The 15,550-nt window shown below is 66.6% G+C and carries 19 protein-coding genes; 12 read left to right on the top strand and 7 right to left on the bottom strand.

The genetic code is table 11. The features are described 5' to 3' along the window. Window positions 1–4 precede the first annotated feature (4 nt). From GOQ09_RS22895 to ruvB, 3 genes are all read right to left on the bottom strand, one after another. Window positions 5–877, bottom strand: a complete 873-nt coding sequence (locus GOQ09_RS22895) for a UDP-2,3-diacylglucosamine diphosphatase (RefSeq protein WP_157616003.1) — start codon at window positions 875–877, stop codon at window positions 5–7. Window positions 878–971: 94 nt separating this feature from the next. Further along, window positions 972–1,913 (bottom strand): CDF family Co(II)/Ni(II) efflux transporter DmeF, encoded by a 942-nt coding sequence (dmeF, locus tag GOQ09_RS22900; RefSeq protein WP_157616005.1) that lies wholly within the window; start codon window positions 1,911–1,913, stop codon window positions 972–974. 11 nt (window positions 1,914–1,924) lie between these two features. Continuing rightward, on the bottom strand, window positions 1,925–2,989 hold the full coding sequence (gene ruvB / locus GOQ09_RS22905; RefSeq protein WP_157616007.1) for a Holliday junction branch migration DNA helicase RuvB: 1,065 nt from the start codon (window positions 2,987–2,989) through the stop codon (window positions 1,925–1,927). Window positions 2,990–3,167: 178 nt separating this feature from the next. Between ruvB and GOQ09_RS22910 the strand changes: the two genes are divergently transcribed. From GOQ09_RS22910 to GOQ09_RS22940, 7 genes are read left to right on the top strand one after another with little or no spacing between them, the layout of a single operon-like run. Then, entirely contained in the window at window positions 3,168–3,770 is a 603-nt protein-coding gene (locus tag GOQ09_RS22910) for a CDP-alcohol phosphatidyltransferase family protein (RefSeq protein ID WP_157616008.1), read from the top strand. 40 nt (window positions 3,771–3,810) lie between these two features. Next, a complete protein-coding gene (locus tag GOQ09_RS22915) occupies window positions 3,811–5,580 on the top strand; it encodes a bifunctional alpha/beta hydrolase/class I SAM-dependent methyltransferase (RefSeq protein WP_157616010.1) in 1,770 nt (589 codons plus the stop codon). Window positions 5,581–5,599: 19 nt separating this feature from the next. Next, a complete protein-coding gene (locus tag GOQ09_RS22920; protein WP_157616012.1) occupies window positions 5,600–6,949 on the top strand; it encodes a phosphatase PAP2/dual specificity phosphatase family protein in 1,350 nt (449 codons plus the stop codon). Then, window positions 6,942–7,382, top strand: coding sequence for a hypothetical protein (locus GOQ09_RS22925; RefSeq protein ID WP_157616014.1), 441 nt, complete (start codon window positions 6,942–6,944; stop codon window positions 7,380–7,382). Before GOQ09_RS22920 ends, GOQ09_RS22925 begins: the two co-directional genes overlap by 8 nt. Window positions 7,383–7,429: 47 nt before the next feature. Next, a complete protein-coding gene (locus GOQ09_RS22930) occupies window positions 7,430–8,104 on the top strand; it encodes a lysophospholipid acyltransferase family protein (RefSeq protein ID WP_157616820.1) in 675 nt (224 codons plus the stop codon). Next, complete coding sequence (locus GOQ09_RS22935; protein ID WP_157616016.1) at window positions 8,101–9,054, top strand: phosphatidate cytidylyltransferase; 954 nt, start codon at window positions 8,101–8,103, stop codon at window positions 9,052–9,054. Before GOQ09_RS22930 ends, GOQ09_RS22935 begins: the two co-directional genes overlap by 4 nt. Next, window positions 9,051–9,665 (top strand): YdeI/OmpD-associated family protein, encoded by a 615-nt coding sequence (locus GOQ09_RS22940; protein ID WP_242630922.1) that lies wholly within the window; start codon window positions 9,051–9,053, stop codon window positions 9,663–9,665. The genes GOQ09_RS22935 and GOQ09_RS22940 overlap by 4 nt, the downstream gene beginning before the upstream one ends. Before the next feature lie 15 nt (window positions 9,666–9,680). Here the strand turns inward: GOQ09_RS22940 and GOQ09_RS22945 are convergent, their stop codons facing one another. After that, a complete protein-coding gene (locus GOQ09_RS22945; RefSeq protein WP_157616020.1) occupies window positions 9,681–10,301 on the bottom strand; it encodes a hypothetical protein in 621 nt (206 codons plus the stop codon). 21 nt (window positions 10,302–10,322) lie between these two features. After that, a complete protein-coding gene (ruvA, locus tag GOQ09_RS22950) occupies window positions 10,323–10,895 on the bottom strand; it encodes a Holliday junction branch migration protein RuvA (protein ID WP_126749423.1) in 573 nt (190 codons plus the stop codon). Between the two features lie 20 nt (window positions 10,896–10,915). Here ruvA and GOQ09_RS22955 point away from each other — a divergent pair, with 20 nt between their 5' ends. Genes GOQ09_RS22955 through GOQ09_RS22965 form a run of 3 tightly spaced genes read left to right on the top strand, consistent with a single transcriptional unit; the run spans window position 10,916 to window position 12,937 of the window. Next, the gene (locus GOQ09_RS22955) at window positions 10,916–11,872 is read left to right on the top strand and encodes a PhoH family protein (RefSeq protein ID WP_207309888.1); all 957 of its coding nucleotides are present in this window, start codon (window positions 10,916–10,918) and stop codon (window positions 11,870–11,872) included. A gap of 1 nt (window position 11,873) precedes the next feature. Then, on the top strand, window positions 11,874–12,335 hold the full coding sequence (gene ybeY / locus GOQ09_RS22960; protein WP_157616021.1) for an rRNA maturation RNase YbeY: 462 nt from the start codon (window positions 11,874–11,876) through the stop codon (window positions 12,333–12,335). A gap of 2 nt (window positions 12,336–12,337) precedes the next feature. Further along, complete coding sequence (locus GOQ09_RS22965) at window positions 12,338–12,937, top strand: class I SAM-dependent methyltransferase (RefSeq protein ID WP_157616022.1); 600 nt, start codon at window positions 12,338–12,340, stop codon at window positions 12,935–12,937. Window positions 12,938–12,947: 10 nt separating this feature from the next. On the opposite strand, the gene dtd is transcribed toward GOQ09_RS22965, so the two are convergent. Next, the gene (gene dtd, locus GOQ09_RS22970) at window positions 12,948–13,391 is read right to left on the bottom strand and encodes a D-aminoacyl-tRNA deacylase (protein WP_157616023.1); all 444 of its coding nucleotides are present in this window, start codon (window positions 13,389–13,391) and stop codon (window positions 12,948–12,950) included. Next, window positions 13,388–14,299, bottom strand: a complete 912-nt coding sequence (locus GOQ09_RS22975; protein WP_157616024.1) for a cation diffusion facilitator family transporter — start codon at window positions 14,297–14,299, stop codon at window positions 13,388–13,390. The genes dtd and GOQ09_RS22975 overlap by 4 nt, the downstream gene beginning before the upstream one ends. 142 nt (window positions 14,300–14,441) lie before the next feature. On the opposite strand from GOQ09_RS22975, the gene GOQ09_RS22980 reads away from it, so the two are divergent. Both GOQ09_RS22980 and GOQ09_RS22985 read left to right on the top strand, forming a co-directional pair. Then, a complete protein-coding gene (locus GOQ09_RS22980) occupies window positions 14,442–14,936 on the top strand; it encodes a FecR family protein (protein ID WP_157616025.1) in 495 nt (164 codons plus the stop codon). Between the two features lie 2 nt (window positions 14,937–14,938). Continuing rightward, a complete protein-coding gene (locus GOQ09_RS22985) occupies window positions 14,939–15,550 on the top strand; it encodes an OmpA family protein (RefSeq protein WP_157616822.1) in 612 nt (203 codons plus the stop codon).

Here is a 15,550-nt window from a genome sequence, read left to right on the forward strand (position 1 = left end):
CTGTTCAGGCTGCGACCGCTTCGCCCCGCTGTGCGCCGGCCTTGGCGGGCACCGGCATGTGCTGCGCCCAGTCGATGATCTCCAGCGTGCCGTCGGCATGCTCGGCCAAGGCCGTGAGGCTTTCGACCCAGTCGCCGTCGTTGCAATAGAGGATGCCGTCGATGTCGCGCATTTCGGCATGGTGGATGTGGCCGCAGACCACGCCCTGCACGCCGCGCTTGCGGGCTTCGCGCGCCACGGCGTTCTCGAAGTCGCCCACGTAGCTCACGGCACGCTTGACCTTGCCCTTGAGGTACTTGGAAAGCGACCAGTACGGCAGCCCCAGGCGCGCGCGCAGCGAGTTGAGGTGCCGATTGAGCTTGAGCGTGAACTCGTAGAGCGAATCGCCCACGTGCGCGAGCCACTTGGCGCACTGGATCACGCCGTCGAACAGGTCGCCATGAATGATCCAGAGCTTGCGGCCGTCTGCCGTCTCATGGATCCATTCCTCCGCCACGTCGATACCGCCGAAGTTGTGGTGCAGGTACTTGCGGGCAAATTCGTCGTGGTTGCCCGGAATGAAGATCACGCGGGTGCCCTTGCGCGCCTTGCGCAACAGCTTCTGGATCACGTCGTTGTGCGCCTGCGGCCAGTACCAGTGGCGCTTGAGCTGCCAGCCGTCGATGATGTCGCCGACCAGGAACAGGGTTTCGCACTCCGTGTGCTTCAGAAAGTCGAGCAGGGCGCGGGCCTGGCAACCGGGCGTGCCCAGGTGCAAATCGGAGATCCAGAGGGTGCGATAGCGCAGCGGCGGGCGCGCAAGATCGTCGTCCTCCGGCTCGGGGGCCCGGGTCGCGGTGTCGCGCCATGCGCGGAGGAAAGCATCGTCGCGTTGCATGGACGGGTAGGCTCCCACCGCCGCGTGACGGCGCGATGGCTTTCCCATGACACTCCGGTGACGCGTGGCCAGGACGCCACGCGCCGCAGTCAACTCAAGTTGTGCAGCGCTGGATTTCCACGGTCGAGTGGCGGATTTCCTCGTGCATCGAGAAGCAAGCGCGCACCTCGTCGGCCGAGAGCGTGGGGGAATGCGTCACCACGGTGAGCGCACAGGCATAGGCCTCTCGGCCCACGCGCCACACGTGCAGGTCGACCACGCGCGTCTCGGAATCGGCCAGCATGGTCTCCACGCCTTCGCGGATTTCGGCCGTGACGGGATGATCCATTTCGCGGTCGAGCAACACGCGGCCGGTTTCCTTGAGCAGCCCCTTGGCCCACACAGACACCAGCACCGCACCGACGATGCCCATCATGGGGTCGAGCCAGGCCCAGCCGAAGAACCAGCCGCCCAGCAGCGCCGCAATGGCGAGCACCGAGGTGGCGGCGTCGGCCACCACGTGAAGGTAGGCGGAACGCAAATTCAGGTCGTGACCGTGAGGGCCGTGTGCATGGCCATGGTCGTGCCCGTGCCCGTGGTGGTGCGCCGATCCGAGCAGCCGCGCACACACAAGGTTGACCACCAGCCCCAGCACGGCCACGGCCACGGCTTCGCGGTAGTGGATGGCCGAAGGCGAGAGCAGCCGTTCGATGGAGCCCACCACCATCAGCGCCGCAACCCCGAGCAGCATCAGCGCGCTCGCAAAGCCGCCCAGCACCTCGATCTTCCAGGTGCCGAACGCAAAGCGCGGATCATGCGCGTAGCGCCGTGCCGCCGCATAGGCAAAGGCGCTCAGGCCGATCGCCAGCGCATGCGAACTCATGTGCCAGCCGTCGGCCAGCAAAGCCATGGAGTTGAACCACCAGCCGGCGCCGATCTCGACCACCATGGCGGCGACGGTGATCCACATCACGAGGCGGGTGCTGCGCTCGGCCGATTCGTTGCCCGCGCCAAAGTGGTGGTCGTGCTGCCAGGCACTCAGGTCATGGGTATGCATTGGGGTAAAACTCAGATTCCGAAAAGGTCTTGTCCGTCGGAGCGGCTCGAAGGCGGCGTCACGCCCAGGTGGCGGTAGGCCGCCAGCGTGGCGATGCGCCCGCGCGGGGTGCGCTGCAGGTAGCCCTGCTGAATGAGGTACGGCTCGATCACGTCCTCGATGGTGCCCGGCTCTTCGCCGATGCTGGCCGCCACGTTGTCCAGCCCCACCGGCCCGCCGTCGAAACGGTGGATGACGGCTTCGAGCAGCTTGCGGTCCATCAGGTCGAAGCCCTGCGGATCGACGTCCAGCATGGCGAGCGCCTTGTGCGCAATCTCTTCGGTGATGCGGCCGGTGCCCTTCACCTCGGCGTAGTCGCGCACGCGGCGCAGCAGGCGATTGGCAATGCGGGGCGTGCCGCGCGAACGGCGCGCAATCTCGAAACCGCCGGCTTCATCGGTCTCGACCTTGAGCAGCCCGGCGCTGCGCCGCACGATGAGCGCCAGTTCTTCAGGCGTGTAGAACTCCAGCCGGGCCACGATGCCGAAGCGGTCGCGCAGCGGGTTGGTGAGCATGCCGGCACGCGTGGTGGCGCCCACCAGCGTGAAGGGCTGCAGGTCGAGCTTGATGCTGCGCGCCGCGGGGCCTTCGCCGATCATGATGTCGATCTGGTAGTCCTCCAGGGCCGGGTAGAGGATTTCCTCGACCACGGGGCTCAGGCGGTGGATCTCGTCGATGAAGAGCACATCGTTGGGCTCCAGGTTGGTCAGCAGCGCCGCCAGGTCCTTGGGCTTTTCGAGCACGGGGCCGGAGGTCTGGCGCAGGTTCACGCCCAGCTCGGCCGCGATGATGTGCGACAGCGTGGTCTTGCCGAGGCCGGGCGGGCCGAACAGCAGCACGTGGTCGAGCGCTTCCTTGCGCTTGCGCGCCGCGCCGATGAAGATTTCGAGCTGCTCGCGCACCTTGGCCTGGCCGACGTATTCATCGAGCAGCTTGGGGCGTAGCGCCCGCTCGATCGCCTCTTCCTGGGGCGAAGCCGGGGCGGCGGACACCACGCGGGGCGGTGCGGGGGCGAAATCGTCGGTCTGGATGGTCATGAAATGAGGGGCTTCGGCGGCAAGTTTAGTCCGAGCGCGCGTCGGGCCGCCCCAAGCAAGCGAGTGGCCCCCTCGGGGGGCAGCGAGGACATGAAGTGCCGAGCGTGGGGGCCAATCCCCACACTGGCAGAATGCTCCGGCCGTCTCAGGCCATATAACAACCAGGGGAAGCCAGCACGTGTCCATCTACGAACTGAAACCGCGGTTCCAGGCGCTGTTGCGGCCACTGGTGGCACGCCTGCACGCCGTTGGCGTCACCGCCAACCAGGTTACGCTGGCAGCGTGCGTGGTTTCGGTCGGCATCGGGCTGTGGCTTTTCTTTGCGGCGCCATCGCTCGCGGCCTTTGCGCTCATACCGGCCTGGATGTTCGTGCGCATGGCGTTCAACGCCATCGACGGCATGCTGGCGCGAGAGCACGGGCAGCAGAGCAAGCTCGGCGCCTTCCTCAACGAACTGACCGACGTGGTCTCCGACGCCGCGCTGTACCTGCCGTTTGCGCTGGTGCAGCCGTTCAGCCCGTTCTGGGTCGGCACGGTGATCATGCTCGCTGGCCTGAGCGAGTTTGCCGGCGCACTCGGCCCCACGGTGGGCGCCTCTCGCCGCTACGACGGGCCGCTCGGCAAGAGTGACCGCGCCTTCGCGTTCGGCGCGCTCGGCCTTTATGTGGCGCTGGGCTGGCCGCTGCCGGGCTGGACGGCCTGGCTGATGCCGCTTCTCGCCGCGCTGGTCGCCTGGACGGTGGCCAACCGCGTGCGGCGTGCGCTGGCCGAAGCCGCATGAACCCATGCACAACAAACAAAAGAACAGCGATCTGGATTCAATGACCGATACCAACACTCACCAACGCATGGCGCAAGAGCGCCAGTTCCGCACGCACGACGGCGAATCGCTCTTCTACCGGCACTGGCCGGCCGCGGGCGCGGCGCGCCGGGGCGCCATCGTGCTGTTTCATCGCGGGCACGAGCACGGCGCGCGCATGGCGCACCTGGTCGACGAGCTCAACCTGCCCGATTTCGACTTTTTTGCCTGGGACGCGCGCGGCCACGGCCGCTCGCCGGGGCAGCGCGGCTACAGCCCGAGCTTTGCCACGTCGGTGCGCGACGTGCAGACCTTCGTGCAGCACATCGGCAGCGCGCACGGCGTGGCCGAGCAGGACATCCACGTGATTGCGCAGAGCGTGGGCGCCGTGCTGGTCTCCACCTGGGCGCACGACTACGCCCCCAAGGTGCGCGGGCTCACGCTGGCCTCGCCGGCTTTCAAGGTCAAGCTGTACGTGCCGTTTGCGCGCGCCGGGCTGGGGCTGATGCACAAGCTGCGCGGCCTGTTCTTCGTCAACAGCTACGTGAAGGCGAAGTTCCTTACGCATGACCCCGAGCGCATTGCCAGCTACGAAAACGACCCGCTGATCTCGCGGCCCATTGCGGTGAACATCCTGCTGGGGCTCTACGAAGCTGCCGACCGCGTGGTGGCCGACGCCAATGCCATCACGCAGCCGGTTCAGCTGCTGATCTCGGGCGCCGACTGGGTGGTGCACCACAAGCCGCAGCACCAGTTCTTCGAGCGGCTGGGCAGCGCCATCAAGACCAAGTTGGAACTGCCGGGCTTCTTTCACGACACGCTGGGCGAGAAGGACCGCGCACCGGCGGTGCAGGCCATCCGCGAGTTCGTGCTGCAGCTGTTCGAGGAGCCGCCGGCACCGGTCGACTTGCGCGCGGCGCACCTGAACGGCAACACCGCCGACGAGTCGCGCGCGCTGGCCGAGCCGTTGGCGCCGCTGTCTCCGCGTGGCGCCTACTGGGGGATGACACGTGCCGGGCTGCGCTTTGGCGGCACCCTTTCGCGCGGCGTGAAGCTGGGGCACGACACCGGCTTCGATTCGGGCAGCACGCTCGACTACGTCTACCGCAACGAGCCGCAGGGCAAGGGCCCGCTCGGCCGCTCCGTGGACAAGACCTACCTGAACTCGATCGGCTGGCGCGGCATCCGGCAGCGCAAGATCCATGTCGAGGAGCTGATCCGCATCGCGATGGAACGCCTGGCCGAAATGCACCGCGAGGTGCGCGTCATGGACATTGCGGCGGGCCATGGCCGCTACGTGCTCGACGCCGTGACCGCGAGTCCCGTCAAGGCCAGCTCGATCCTGCTGCGCGACTACAGCGACATCAACGTGCGCGACGGGCGCGCGCTCATTGCCGAAAAAGGCCTGGAAGACGTCGCGCAGTTCGTTCAGGCCGACGCCTTCGACCGCATCAGCCTGGCCACCGTAACGCCGCGCCCCACGCTGGCCGTGGTGTCGGGCCTGTACGAACTCTTTCCCGACAACGAAATGGTGCGCCGCTCTCTTGCGGGCGTGGGCGACGCGGTGGAAGACCGCGGCTACCTGGTCTACACCGGCCAGCCCTGGCACCCGCAGCTCGAGATGATTGCGCGCGCGCTCACCAGCCATCGCCAGGGCGAGGCGTGGGTGATGCGCCGCCGCACGCAGGCCGAGATGGACCAACTGGTGGAAGAAGCGGGCTTCCGCAAAATCGACCAGCGCATCGACGAGTGGGGCATCTTCACCGTCTCGCTCGCGGTGAGGGTGGCATGACCTCGGAGCTTGGCGCGAAATGAAGCGCTGGCTGGCACGGCGTCCTTGGAAGCGGGCCGCTGCATGGCTGGTGTTTTTGGGGCCGCTGTTCTATGCGACCTACGGCCTTGCCAACTGGTGGGCCACCACGCGCGCGCAGGTGCCTTCGATGGCCTTCGAGTGGGAACGGCAGGTGCCGTTCTGGGCCTGGACGATTTTTCCGTACTGGACGATCAACGTCTTCTACGCGCTCTCGCTCTTTCTGGCGCGCAGCAAGCACACGCTCGACAGGCACGCGCTGCGGCTGATGAGCGCAACGCTCATCGCCTGCACCTGCTTCGTCGTCTGGCCGCTGCATTTCAGCTTTGGGCAGCCGGCAGTCGAAGGCGCGCCGGCCTTCTTGTTCAATGCGCTGCGCGGCTTCGATCAGCCCTATAACCAGGCGCCTTCTCTGCACATTGCGCTGGCGGTGATCCTGTGGGACTGGTACCGGCAGTTTCTGCGTGCAACATGGGCAAGGCTGGTACTGCATGTGTGGGCGTTCGCCATCTGCGCGTCGGTGCTCACCACCTGGCAGCACCACTTCATCGACATTCCCACGGGTGCGCTGCTCGGAATCTTCTGCGTCTGGCTGTGGCCGCTGGAGCGCACGGTATCGATGCCGCACGCCTGGCAATGCGCGCGCGATGCGCAGCGCTGGAAGCTCGGGGGCTTCTACGCAGTGGGCGCAGCCTTGTTTCTTGCAGCCGCGTTGTATGGCGGTGGCATGTGGCTGTGGCTCGCCTGGCCCGCGGTTTCGCTGGCGCTGGTGGCGCTCAACTACATCGGCTTTGGCGCGCGCGGCTTCCAGATGAACGGCGTGGGTCGCATGAGTTGGGCCGCGCGCTGGCTGTTTGCACCCTATCGGCTTGGAGCCGCCATCAATGCATGGCTCTGGACGCGCACGCTGCCGGCGTCGGTCGAAGTAGTGCCGGGGCTGCGCCTCGGACGCTTGCCGACGAAGGCCGAATGGATCGACGCCGGGCGGCCGCGGCTCGTGAGCCTGTGCGCCGAGCTGCAGGCGCCGGCCGGCGTTCCGCATGCGCGTTGCGTGCCGATGCTCGACCTGACCGTGCCGCCCACCGTGCGGCTGCAGCGCGCCGCCGTGGTGATCGAAGGCCAGCGCCTCCATGCCGAAGGCGCTCCCGTGTGGGTCTGCTGTGCGTTGGGCTTCTCGCGCAGCGCCGCGGCTGCCATTGCATGGCTGGGGCGCTACGGCGCATCGGGCGGCCTGGCGCAGGCGGAAGACGCTGTGCGCCTCGCGCGCCCGCAGATCGTTCTGCGTGCTGCCTGGCGGACCTCGCTCGAACCATTAGGTGCCGCTGCACCTGGAGTGCCGCCCCATGACTGAGAACGAGCGCGCCACCTGCGCGGCCCTGGCCGGGTTGCTGCGCGCCGCAGCGGTGCTGGCGGCCTGGGGCTTCGCGCTCATGTGCATTGCGGCGCTGGTGCTCGCGCTCACCATGCGCTCGCTCTCGACCACGGCCGCCATGGGCTTTGGCGCAGTGGTGGTGCTGGGCACGCTCGATCGCTACTTCGCATTCAGGCTGCGGCTCGACCAGGCGCTGTTCGCCGACTTGGCGCGCGGCACCATCGCATCGCTCAGTGCGCTCGACGGCGCGCTCGACCGGCTCGGCCTGCGGAGCGCGCAGCCGCCCGCGGCCCTGCGGCCGCTCGATGACCGCGTGCAGGGCACCCGGCAGCTCATGCAGCGCCATGCCATCGTGGTCGCATGCCAGAGCGCCATGTTTCTCCTTGCCTTGATGACACAGGACCTGTCGTGACCGAAGAAGAAAACAACAATGAAAAAGACCGCCGCCCAGAAAGCACGGTGCTGCGCCGTGCGCTTGCCGTCGTTGCGGGCAAGCTGATCATCGGCGCGGCCGGCCTCTTGACGGGCGTACGCGCCATCTGGAGCGGCACCACGCCCAAGGCCGAGCAGACGCTGTACTTCGCCAACCACACGAGCCACGGCGATTTCGTGCTGCTGTGGGCCACGCTGCCGCCCGATCTTCGAGCGCTGACGCGGCCTGTAGCCGGGCAGGACTACTGGATGGCGTCGAAGGTGCGGCAGTTCATCGGCGCGGATGTGTTCAACGCGCTGATGATCCGCCGCGACGGCTCGGGCCAGGGCGGCAACCCGGTCGACCAGATGAAGGAAGCGCTGGAAGGCGGGGACTCGCTCATCATGTTTCCCGAGGGCACGCGCAACACCGGCGACGAGATCCTGCTGCCGCTCAAGAGCGGCCTCTATCACCTGGCGCGTGCCTGCCCCACCGTGCGGCTGGTGCCGGTGTGGATCGAGAACCTGAAGCGCGTGCTGCCCAAGGGCACGCTGGTGCCGATTCCTCTCGCCTGCACGGTCCGCTTCGGCACGCCGATCCAGCTGGCCGAAGGCGAAGACAAGACCGGCTTTCTCGCCCGCGCGCGTGCCGCCATGCTCGACCTGCGCCCCGAATACGACCGCGTGCCCGAACAAGAAAAAGCAGCCGCAACGACGCCATGAACATCTCGCCTTTTACACAGACCACGCTGCAATTGTTCGGAGGCGTGGCCGGCGTGCTGATCCTTGCCTCGGCCATCGGCGCAACGCTCAAGTGGCGCGTGGCGCAAGGCAGGCCCCATTCGGTCATCGACAACCTCAACGCACGCGTCAATGCGTGGTGGCTGATGGTGGCGGTGATCGGCCTCGCTTTTGCATTCGGCAAGGGCGGCGTGATCGTGCTGTTCTATCTGATCTCGTTCTACGCGCTGCGTGAGTTCATCAGCCTGGCCTACACCCGGCGCGGCGACCATCATGCAATTGCGGCGGCGTTCTACATCGGGCTGCCGGTGCAGTACTTCCTAGTGTGGATCGAGTGGTACGGGCTCTATTCGATCTTCATTCCGGTCTACGCCTTTCTTGTGCTGCCGATTCTTGCGGCCGTGGGCGGCGACACGCAGCGCTTTCTGGAACGCACCTCCAAGATTCAGTGGGGCCTGATGATCTGCGTGTTCTGCATCAGCCACGTGCCCGCGCTGCTTACGCTGCAGATTCCCGGCTTCGAAGGCCGCAACCTGCTGCTGATCGCTTTTCTCGTGATTGTGGTGCAGGGCAGCGACGTGCTGCAGTACGTCTGGGGTAAGCTCTTCGGCAAGCGCAAGGTAGCGCCCGAGCTCTCTCCTTCCAAAACCTGGGAAGGCCTGGTCGGCGGCGTCGCCAGCGCCACCGCCCTGGGCGCGGCGCTCTATTGGGCGACGCCGTTCAACCCTTGGCAGGCGGCGCTGATGGCGCTCACCATCTGCCTCATGGGCTTCTTCGGCGGGCTCGTGATGTCCGCCATCAAGCGCGACCGCGGCGTGAAAGACTGGGGCTCGATGATCGAGGGCCACGGCGGCATGCTCGACCGGCTCGACTCGGTGATCTTCGCGGCGCCGATCTACTTTCACGCGCTGCGCTACTGGTGGGTACCGTGAGTACGGCAAGCACAAAGAAAGCGGCAGTTGCCGAGCGCGTTCCGCATGACACGCCCGTCGAATGCACCACCGCCGCCTCATGGGAGCGCTGGCTCAAGCGACACCATGCCGCCGCGGCCGGCGTGTGGCTGCGAATGGCCAAGAAGGACAGCGGCATTGCGTCGGTCAACCACGCCGAGGCGCTCGAAGTGGCGCTGTGCTACGGCTGGATCGACGGACAGCGCAAGGCGGAAGACGACAAGCACTTTCTGCAGCGCTTCACCCCACGCACGCCGCGCAGCACCTGGTCGAAGATCAACCGCGACAAGGCACTGAAGCTGATCGAGGAAGGCCGCATGCAGCCTGCCGGCCTGGCCGAGGTCGACCGCGCCCGCGCCGACGGCCGCTGGGATGCGGCCTACGACGCCCAGAGCGTCGCCACCGTGCCGCCCGACCTGCGGGCCGCGCTGGACGCGAACCCCAAAGCCGCCGCCTTCTTCGCCAAGCTCGATTCGCGCAACCGCTACGCGGTGCTGTTCCGAACGCAGGGAGCGAAGAAACCCGAGACACGGGCGCGGCGTATTGCGCAGTTCGTGGAAATGTTGGCCAAGGGCGAGAAGATCCACCCCTGAGCACCGCCGCGGGCGCTACGTATCCAATCGCTGGAGCGTGTACTCGCCGGGCTTGTAAGGCCCCATGGCCACGCCGATGTCCCACAGCTTCAGCGCGCCCGGCAACACGGCCCGGCTACCGACCTTGGCGACACCGCGTTTTCGGATCTCGCGATTGAGCCTGGATGAGAAAGATGTGATCTTTGCGAAGTCCCACGCCCCGACATCGCCCATCTCCTCCACTGTGTCCGACCACGATTGCGCACGCTTGAGCGAGTTGTGGTTGGTGTGCGAGTCTTCCAGCCGCTCGTCGCCCGCGGAAGCCGAGCCGAGGTAGAGCTGCACCAGGCCCCATCCGTCCGCGTCGTAGCGGAAGGTGGCGCCGCCGCAGGCTACAGGGTCCAGTTCCACGCGGCGAGGTTCGAACGCAGGACCCGCGCCGCGCACATACAGCTGCAGATGTACGGAGCGCCACTTCTTGCCATTGGGATAGCTGCGCTCGAACTGCGCCAGCACCTCCGCCGCGGAGCGGAAGCACTTCAGCGGCTGCTCGAAGTCGGACGCAAGTTCATACACGTCGCAGCTCTCTTCCGCGAAGAGCCACGTGAGCAGGCCCTCGTGATCTTCCTTCGTTGCATAAAAGTCGCAGTTGGGCATGGCCGATTCCCGTGTCTTGCGCTACTTGGCCAGCGCCTTCAGCGCGAGCTTGATGCCCTCGCTCACTGTCGCATCCTTGGGCAAGGCCTTCAGCGCCAGCGCGGCTTCCTTGTCGCTGTAGCCCAGCGCGATGAGCGCCTGCAGGATGTCGGCCTGCGCGTCGGAGGCCGCATGCGCGGGCAGGCCGATGTCGGCGCCCAGCTTGCCCTTGAGTTCCAGCAGCAGCCGCTCGGCGGTCTTCTTGCCGATGCCCGGAATCTTGACCAACCGGCCGAGTTCCTGCGTGGTGATGGCCTGCGACAGCTCGCCCACGCTCATGCCCGACAGCAGGCCGAGCGCCGTGCGCGGGCCCACGCCGGTGATCTTGATGAGTTGCCGAAAAGCCGCACGCTCCTCAGCGGTGCCGAAACCGTAGAGAATCTGCGCGTCCTCGCGCACCACGAAGTGCGTGAGCAGCGAGACGCGCTCTCCGGTGCCGGGCAGGTTGTAGAACGTGCTCATCGGCACATCGACCTCGTAACCGACGCCGTTGCAGTCCACCACCACTTGCGGTGGGTTGCGCTCGGCAAGGATGCCGGTGAGTTTGCCTATCATGGGTGCCCTTTTTCCTTGAAATGTCCGGCGTGATTCTGCGACACACCTTTGCTCCCCCCAACAACTCGCGCCTCGGCCACCTGTGCGGACCGCTGGATGCGCACCTGCGCCGTATCGAAGAGGTGCTGGGCGTGAAGATCGCGCATCGCCACGAGCAGTTCAAGGTCGACGGGCCCAAGGCCTCCGCGCAGCGGGCGATGGACGTGCTGCAGGCGCTGTACGAAATTGCCCAGCGCCCGATCGACCCGGCCGTGGTGCAGCTCACGCTGGCGGGCGACGGTTCCATGATCGACGGCGACGAGGACGCGGCCATGCTCGTCACCCGCCGGGCCGACCTGCGCGCGCGCACGCCCACACAGGCGCTGTACCTCGACAACATCGCCAAGCACGACATCACCTTCGGCATCGGTCCGGCCGGCACCGGCAAGACCTACCTGGCCGTGGCCTGCGCGGTCGATGCGCTGGAGCGCGCCGCGGTGCAGCGCATCGTGCTCACGCGCCCGGCGGTGGAAGCCGGCGAGCGGCTCGGCTTCTTGCCGGGCGACTTGACGCAGAAGGTCGACCCTTACCTGCGCCCGCTGTACGACGCGCTCTATGACCTGATGGGCTACGAGAAGGTGCAGAAGGCGTTTGAGCGCAATGCACTGGAAATTGCGCCGCTGGCCTTCATGCGCGGGCGCACGCTGAACAACGCCTTCGTGATCCTGGACGAGGCGCAGAACACCACGGTCGAGCAGATGAAGATGTTTCTCACGCGCATCGGCTTCGGCGCCAAGGCGGTGGTGACGGGCGACGTGAGCCAGATCGACTTGCCCAAGCAGCAGCTGAGCGGCCTGATCGACGCCGAGCGCGTGCTGCGGCGCGTGAGCGGCATCGCGATCACGCACTTCACCAGTTCCGACGTGGTGCGGCATCCGCTGGTCGCCAAAATCGTCGATGCCTACGACGGCCAGCGCAAGCGTGCGGGGTCGCACTGACATGGCACTGGCTCAGCTTTCGCTTTCGCTGCAGTTCGCACCGCGCTTCAAGGATATCGAGCGGCATCGCGCCGCATTGCCGCGGCATAGCGTGGCCCGCTGGATCCGCCATGCGCTCGACGCGGACGGCGAGATCACGGTGCGCATCGTCGATGCCGAGGAAGGGCAGCGCCTGAACCGCGGATTTCGCGGCAAGGACTACGCGACCAACGTGCTGACGTTCGACTATGCGCAAAGCCCGATGGTGATGGCCGACCTGGTGCTGTGCGCGCCGGTGGTTGCCGCCGAGGCCAAGGAGCAGCGCAAGACATTGGCGGCGCACTACGCGCACCTGCTGGTTCACGGCACGCTGCACGCGCAGGGGTGGGACCACGAGACCGGTGAGGCCGATGCAGAGGAAATGGAAGCGCGCGAGATCGAGATCCTGGCGGGCCTCGGCATCCGGAATCCGTACGGCAGGTAGCGATGGCGGCGCATGGGGCGATTACCACCGATCCGTGGCTGGACCGCTGGCTGGGTCTGGTCGCCGAGCGCGCAGGCGCTGCCCCGGTGCTCGAACTCGGCTGCGGAATGGGCCGGGACAGCGCTGTGCTGGTGAATGCGGGGCAGCGCGTGGTGGGCATCGAGCTCTCGACTGAATCGGTTGCGGCGGCGCGGGAGCGCGTGCCGCAAGGCGCGGAGTTTCACTGCAGCGATTTCCGTGCGCCCTTTCCAGTGGCCGACGGAAGTGTCGGCGTGGTGCTCGCGAGTCTTTCGCTGCACTACTTTGCCTGGGATGAAACGCTGACGCTGGCACGGCGCATTCACCGCGTGCTGCGACCAGGCGGCGTGCTGCTGTGCCGGTTGAACTCGGTGAACGACTTTCACCACGGCGCGAGCGGCCCGCCACCGAGAGGCGAAGATTCTTTCTACCTGGTGGACGGCGTGCCCAAGCGCTTTTTCGACCGCGAAGCGGTGGAGCGGCTCTTCACCGAGGGCTGGCGCATGCTGCAGCTGGAAGAGCTCATGGTCGAGCGCTACGAACAGCCGAAGGTGCTTTGGGAAGCCGTGCTCGAACGCGAGTGAAGACGGCGCGCTAGGCCGTCATCTGCAGCGGAATGGTGACTGGCCCGTCGTTGACCAGGTGCACCTGCATGTCGGCGCCGAACTCGCCCGTGGCAACGACCGGATGCGCGGCGCGCGCCTGCGCCACGAAATAGTCATAAAGCCGCCGCCCTTCGTCGGGCGCCGCCGCCTGCGTGAAGCTCGGGCGATTGCCGCCGCTCACGTCGGCCGCAAGCGTGAACTGGCTCACCACGAGCAGGCCGCCGCCGATGTCCTGCAGGCTGCGGTTCATCTTGCCCGCTTCATCTGAAAAGATGCGCAGCTTCAGTATCTTTGCAAGCATGCGGTCGGCCAGCGCATCCACATCGCCGCGCTCCGCACAAAGCAGCACGAACAGGCCGGCCTCGATGGCGCCCACGGTCTGCCCGGCAATATCGACGCGCGCGCTTGCCACGCGTTGAATCACGGCCTTCATGCCTCGTCCTTCATCCGGGTGGAGCGCGCTTCCATGCCCAGCGGCAGCAGCTGGATGGTCACCCGCAGGCCGGGCACGGCATCCATGAGGGCCTGCTCCAGTTCGTCGCGCATGGCGGCCGCGTGCTGCAGCGTCCAGTCGCCCGGCACGTGCATGTGCAGGTCGGCAAACCGGCGCTGGCCCGCGCGCCGGGTGACCATGTCGTCGAAGCGCAGCCGCGCGCCTTCGGGCAGGCGTGCGGCGAACTCGTCGAGCGTGGTGCGCAGCATGGTAATGGTTTCGGGCTCGAGCGCCTCGTCCATCAGCCCCTGCGACGAGCGCCACACGAGCTTCACGCCTTCCCGCACGATGTTGAGCGCCACGCCGATGGCCAGCAGCGGATCGAGCCAGAGCCATCCGCTGAAGTGCACGGCCACAATGCCGATGACTACGGCGGCCGAGGTCCAGACGTCGGTCATGAGATGCCGCGCATCGGCCTCCAGCGCGATCGACCGGTGGGTACGCGCCGCGCGAAACAGCGCATAGGCCAAGCCGGCGTTGAAGGCGGAACTGAGCACCGAAAGCGCGAGCCCCCAGCCCAGTTGCTCGAGCGGCTGGGGAGAAAGCAGCCGCTGCAGGGAAACCCAGAGAATGGCAGCCGCTGCACCAACGATCAGGATGCCTTCGAAGCCCGACGAAAAGTACTCGGCCTTGTGGTGGCCGTAGGGATGGTCCTCGTCGGCTGGCCGTGCCGCCACCGTCACCATCGCCAGGGCGAACATCGCGCTGGCAAGATTGACGAAAGACTCCATGGCGTCGGAGATCAGGCCCATCGAGTTCGTCACGTAGCCCGCCAATCCTTTGAGCAGAATTGTGATCAGCGCGACGAGAACGGAAATGCGGAGCAGCGTCTTGGGCGTGAAGGTCATGCGAGCGAGAGGCGTCGGGCTATAAAAACGACGGAAATGCGGCAAAAGACCGAATCTTTGTAGCCGAGTCATCAAATGAGGCCTCCGCTTCTAACAGGTTCAATTTAATATTTGTGTCACCGCGAGACATTCGCAGAGAGTGATGATGAAAAAATTCCTGATCGCCCTGGGAGGCTTCGCCTTTTCGGGCGCAGTGGCGCTGGTCCACGCACAAGCAACTCCCACCGCACCCGCAGCCGCGCCGGTCGCCGAACTCCAGGCGGGTTTCGTCAAATCGGTGCGCGGCAACGTGCAACTGCTCAGTTCGGCCGGTACGCCGCGCGCCGCGAGCGCAGGCGACGCGCTCACCGCCGTGGACCGTATCGTGACGGGCCCGGACTCTTCCGCTGCCGTGGTCTTGCGCGACGACACGACCCTCGTGGTCGGCCCCTCGTCGCGGCTGGACTTGAAGGAATTCCACTTCAACGCCACCACGCATGAAGGCGGCGTACTCGTGTCGCTGCTGCGCGGCTCCATGCGCATGATCACGGGCCTCATCGGCAAGGCCAACCCCGACGCGATCCGCGTGGAAACGCAAACGGCCACGATCGGAATCCGCGGAACCGACTTCATCGTGCAGACCGACGGCCAGCCATGACGATGAAGTTGCGGCCCCATGCCTCCTTCCTTCTTGCCGCCCTGACCACTGCGCTGCTTGCCGCCTGCAGCTCACCGGGCACCCGCGTGGTGCTGCTGCCCCAGGCGGACGACAAGCCCTCTGCGGTGGTGGTGCGCGCGAAGGACGGCGAAGAAGTTCTTTCCAGGCCCTATCAGCGCGCAACCGCGGCGGTCGGCGCTTCGGGCGCACCCGTGGTCGACCAGGCAGATCCGGCCAAGGTGCGCGCCGAAAACAAGGCACTGTTCGACATGCGCCCGCCTCCGCCGCAGCGGTACACGGTGTTTTTCGACGCGGGGGGCACCACGCTCACGCCCGCGTCGCAGCAGGTCATGAACGAGGCGCTGGTTGCGGCTCAAACCCGCAGCGGCAGCGACATCGTTGTGACGGGGCACACCGACACCAAAGGCGCGCTGGAGCAGAACGACATGCTTTCGCAGCGCCGGGCGCAGGAAGTGGCGCAACTCTTCATCGACCGGCAGTTTCCGGCCAAGCGCATCGAGGCCGTAGGCCGCGGCGAACGCGAGCTCGCCGTTTCCACGGCCGATGAGGTGGACGAGCCGCGCAACCGGCGCGTCACCATCGAAGTCCGGTAA

Source organism: Variovorax paradoxus, from assembly GCF_009755665.1.
GTDB lineage: Bacteria > Pseudomonadota > Gammaproteobacteria > Burkholderiales > Burkholderiaceae_C > Variovorax > Variovorax paradoxus_G.